The organism is Ruegeria sp. YKSF131 (assembly GCF_059612645.1).
Genome location: NZ_JBXWQZ010000119.1, coordinates 1 through 3,997 on the forward strand (window position 1 = coordinate 1; position 3,997 = coordinate 3,997).

A 3,997-nucleotide genomic window follows, 5' to 3' on the forward strand; every position below is an offset into this window, starting at 1 on the left:
TCCTGCAACATCCCCCGCGGCTGCCACGGGAACGAACCCGTCCTTGCCGACAAGTGCGCGATGCACCAGATCCTTTGGCGGGTTTAGCCTGCGGGTTTCAGCCTCGTAGGAGAAGGCAACCATGACCTCTTCGGTCATCAGCATCTGAAAGCAGGTTTCCTGATTGGCCGACCGCAGCCGCAAGTCGTGAGATGCCAGCGTGTCGCCGAACGCGGCAAGCGCCCGAGGCAGGATGTTGGCCGAGATCGAATGCAATGCGGATATCCGCAATGGTTCAGCGGACGTGATCGCAAAAGCGTCGGAAAGCCGGTTGAGGCCGACGAGTGCTGCTTCAAGCTCCACCTGTAGGGACCTGAGCTGATAGGTCGGGCCTGACGGTCGTCGCGACCGGTCCAACAGTTCAGTGTCAAACAGATGCTAAAGGGCCTGAAGTCGCCTGGAATAGGCGGATTGCGAAGAAATGCGGCTATGCGCGGCAAGCGAAACGCTTTCGGCGCGGATCAGCGCGAGCAGATCGAGTATTGAGTCTTTGTCCACGGCGACACATTAGCATGCAGTTTCTGCATATAAACTTGCCTAAATAGCGATACAAATTTCAGATAGCGCATGTATTGAGTAATGATAATGCGAGTCCGTCGGGGTGGTGCGCGGTATTCGGCGTGATGGATGGGGGCTAGGGTGCAGCCCCGGCGGATCAAAGATGGTCGCGGAAACTGCACCATATGAAAGCTATAGCCTAATAGAGACAGACTTTTGGGAGGAGACGAAAATGAAGCACATGCTTGCACAAGTGACCGTCACGGCGATTCTTCCCCTTGCGGGTCCGGCCTTTGCCGATGCCGGCGAGAGCCCGGTATTGCAGCGCATTCAAGAACGCGGCGTGGTCAGTATCGGCCAAAGGGAAACCTAGATCCCTTTCTCCTGTATCGGCCCTGTTAACAAGCCGATCGGTTATTCGATCGACCTGTGCCTGAAGATTGTCGATGCGATCAAGGCGGAGCTTGGCGTAGACAATCTGGAGGTCCACTATGTGCCGGTCACCGGCCAGACCTGCATCTCACTGATGCCAATGGCACGATCGACATGGAATGCGATACCACCAACAACAACCTGACCCGCCAGTTGCAGGTGGAATATCCGCCCACGACCTTCCTCACCGGCACCAAGATTGCCTCTAAAACCGGGTCGGGCATCACCGAGAACGAGGATCAGGAAGGAAAGGTCATTGGCCTGTCTGCGGGCACGACCAACGAAAAGGCGATCAAGGCCATCATCGAAGAAAAGGGCCTGAACGTCGAGATCGTACCGGTCAAAGATCGCAGCCAGGGCTGGCTGGCGCTGGAAACGGGCCGCATCGACGCCTATGGCTCGGACGATGTTCCGCTCTATGGCCTGATCTCAAAGGCGTCCGATCCGACTGGCTATCAGGTCACCGGGCGGTACCTGTCCTTCGATCCCTATGCCCTGATGGTGCAGCGCAACGACTCCACATTCGAACGTCTTGGACGTGCGGTCATGGCCGGTCTGATGCGCTCTGGTGAGATCAAGGAGATTTACGCCAATTGGTTCGAGCCGGGCCCGACAAACATCGACATGCCGCTTTCCGATACACTGGCGACCGCGTTCGAAATTCAGGCACTGCCAGAATAAGCAACAAAAGAAGGGGCGGGTACATCCGCCCCTCCCCAGCTGCGGCAGGGGGATGACATGAACTATAATTGGGACTGGGGCATTCTGTTCCGCGAGCCCTATTTCGGCTGGACCATAGTTATCTCGCTTCTGGCCAGGACAATCGCTTTTTCGGTGGGCTCAGCGCTCGGTGTCTTCCGCACCTCATCCAGCCCGGTCCTCAGGGCCGTTGGCACCACCTATGTAGAGATCTTCCGCAATGTTCCGCTGCTGGTACAGCTGTTCCTGTGGTACTTCGTTTTCCCCGAAGTCCTGCCGGATGACTGGTCGCGTTAGGTCAAGCGCGACATGCCCTTCCCGGCACTGACCACCGCCATTGTCGCTATCGGCCTTTATACCGCCTCGCGTGTCTACGAACAGGTCCGTTCGGGAATCGAGGCCGTGGGCCGTGGCCAGCGCCAGGCAGGCCGCGCCATCGGCATGACCGAGGTGCAGGTTCATCGATATATTCTTCTGCCCAATGCCTACCGCATCATCATCCCGCCGCTGACAAGCGAGTTTTTGACGATCTTCAAGAATTCCTCGCTAGCGCTGACCATCGGTGTCGTCGAACTGACGGCGATGACACGACAGATCGAGGAATAAACGTTCCAGGGGTTTGAAGCCTTCACCGCAGCAACTGTGGTCTACAGCCTTGTCACCTTCACGGTGATGGCGGTTATGCGGCGGGTCGACAGGATGACCGCCCTGCCCGGCACCTTCGCAAAAGGGGCTGCGTAATGACACTCGATTTCTCCGTCATTCCCGTCAATGGCGAACTGTTGTGGGACGGCATTAAAATGACCTTTTTACTGACGGGCCTCGCAGTGGCAGGGGGTATCGTCCTTGGCACGGTCCTTGCCCTTCTGCGCATCGCAAAGGTACCGGTTCTGGGGCAGTTTGCTGCGGCCTATGTCAACTTCTTCCGCTCGCTGCCGCTGATCCTCGTGATCTTCTGGCTCTTCTTCCTTATGCCGCTTATCGTCGGGCGACCTGTCGGCGCCTTCTCCTCGGTTCTCGTGGCATTTATCCTGTTTGAGGCCGCCTATTATTCCGAGATCATCCGGGCCGGCATCAACTTTGTCCGCCCCGGACAACTGGCCGCCGCGCGCGCCATCGGCCTCACCTACAGCCAGTCGATGCGCTATATCGTGCTGCCTCGGGCCTTCCGGGCGATGACTCCGATCCTGCTGAGACAGGCGATCATCCTCTTTCAGGACACATCGCTCGTCTATGTCGTCGGCCTACGCGATTTCCTTGTCAGTGCCGAGATCGTTGCAAACCGTGACCAGAAGCTGGTGGAAATGTTCCTCTTCGTCGCTGCGGTCTACTTCACCCTCTGTTTCCTCGCCTCCATGGGCGTCCGGTGTCTGCAAAAAAGGCTTGCCACATGATCGAGATGAAGAATGTCAACAAATGGTACGGCAAGACCTTTCAGGTTCTGAAGAACTGTACCCTCAGCGTCGCCAAAGGTGAGGTGATCGTGGTCTGCGGCCCTTCTGGTTCGGGCAAGTCCACGCTGATCAAAACGGTGAACGGGCTTGAGCCGATCAATGATGGCGAGATCACCGTCGCGGGCACCTCGATCACCGCGAAATCGACAAATCTCGACAAGATGCGCTCCAAGATCGGTATGGTCTTTCAGAATTTTGAGCTGTTTCCCTATATGAACGTGACCGAGAACATCAAGATCGGCCAGATCAAGGTGCTGGGGCGCGATCCGAAAGAGGCGGAGGAAAAGGCGCTCGCACTTCTTGAGCGCGTGGGCCTGACGGAACATGCGCAGAAATACCCCTCTCAGTTGTCCGGCGGCCAGCAGCAGCGGGTGGCGATTGCCCGCGGCCTTGCGATGGAGCCGATGGCAATGCTCTTTGACGAACCAACATCGGCGCTCGACCCAGAGATGATCAACGAGGTTCTGGACGTCATGGTGGAACTGGCCAAGGAAGGCATGACGATGATGGTCGTCACGCATGAGATGGGGTTTGCCAAGAAGGTGGCCGACCGCGTGGTCTTTATGGACCATGGCGAAATCGTCGAAGACGCGCCCTCGGCCGAGTTTTTTGGTTCCCCGCGAAGCCCGCGTGCTCAGGATTTCCTTTCCAAGATTCTCAGCCACTGAAGCAGATCCGGATGTCTACAGCTGGCCAATTTATCTTCTAATCCGGACCTAGATGCCCGAAAACACGCGCGGCGGAGCGACGTACGCCGCGCATTTGCGGATGGGGTGGATGGCGTCTGCAGCCAACCGTCGCGCTTTGCGGCAAACTGCAGAAGACATCTTCTGCAAGGAAAGGAGCCCCACCATGGAAGTCACGACAATAGGATT

General features: G+C 57.3%; 7 protein-coding genes. 6 read left to right on the top strand and 1 reads right to left on the bottom strand.

Annotation, left to right across the window (positions count from 1 at the left end):
• Positions 1–342 (bottom strand): LysR substrate-binding domain-containing protein (locus AC2FLZ_RS21755; protein WP_496882772.1); only part of this gene is annotated, 342 nt, incomplete at its 3' end.
• Positions 343–769: 427 nt separating this feature from the next.
• Here AC2FLZ_RS21755 and AC2FLZ_RS21760 point away from each other — a divergent pair.
• From AC2FLZ_RS21760 to AC2FLZ_RS21785, 6 genes are all read left to right on the top strand, one after another.
• Complete coding sequence (locus tag AC2FLZ_RS21760; protein WP_480555687.1) at positions 770–910, top strand: hypothetical protein; 141 nt, start codon at positions 770–772, stop codon at positions 908–910.
• A 173-nt stretch (positions 911–1,083) separates the two neighbouring features.
• Positions 1,084–1,650: an ABC transporter substrate-binding protein gene (locus AC2FLZ_RS21765; protein WP_496882773.1), complete on the top strand. Its 567-nt coding sequence runs from the start codon at positions 1,084–1,086 to the stop codon at positions 1,648–1,650.
• 57 nt (positions 1,651–1,707) lie between these two features.
• The gene (locus tag AC2FLZ_RS21770) at positions 1,708–1,965 is read left to right on the top strand and encodes an ABC transporter permease subunit (RefSeq protein ID WP_480520875.1); all 258 of its coding nucleotides are present in this window, start codon (positions 1,708–1,710) and stop codon (positions 1,963–1,965) included.
• 12 nt (positions 1,966–1,977) lie between these two features.
• On the top strand, positions 1,978–2,274 hold the full coding sequence (locus tag AC2FLZ_RS21775; RefSeq protein ID WP_496882774.1) for an ABC transporter permease subunit: 297 nt from the start codon (positions 1,978–1,980) through the stop codon (positions 2,272–2,274).
• Between the two features lie 134 nt (positions 2,275–2,408).
• On the top strand, positions 2,409–3,062 hold the full coding sequence (locus AC2FLZ_RS21780) for an amino acid ABC transporter permease (protein ID WP_496882775.1): 654 nt from the start codon (positions 2,409–2,411) through the stop codon (positions 3,060–3,062).
• Positions 3,059–3,790: an amino acid ABC transporter ATP-binding protein gene (locus AC2FLZ_RS21785; RefSeq protein WP_496882776.1), complete on the top strand. Its 732-nt coding sequence runs from the start codon at positions 3,059–3,061 to the stop codon at positions 3,788–3,790. Before AC2FLZ_RS21780 ends, AC2FLZ_RS21785 begins: the two co-directional genes overlap by 4 nt.
• Positions 3,791–3,997: the final 207 nt, after the last annotated feature.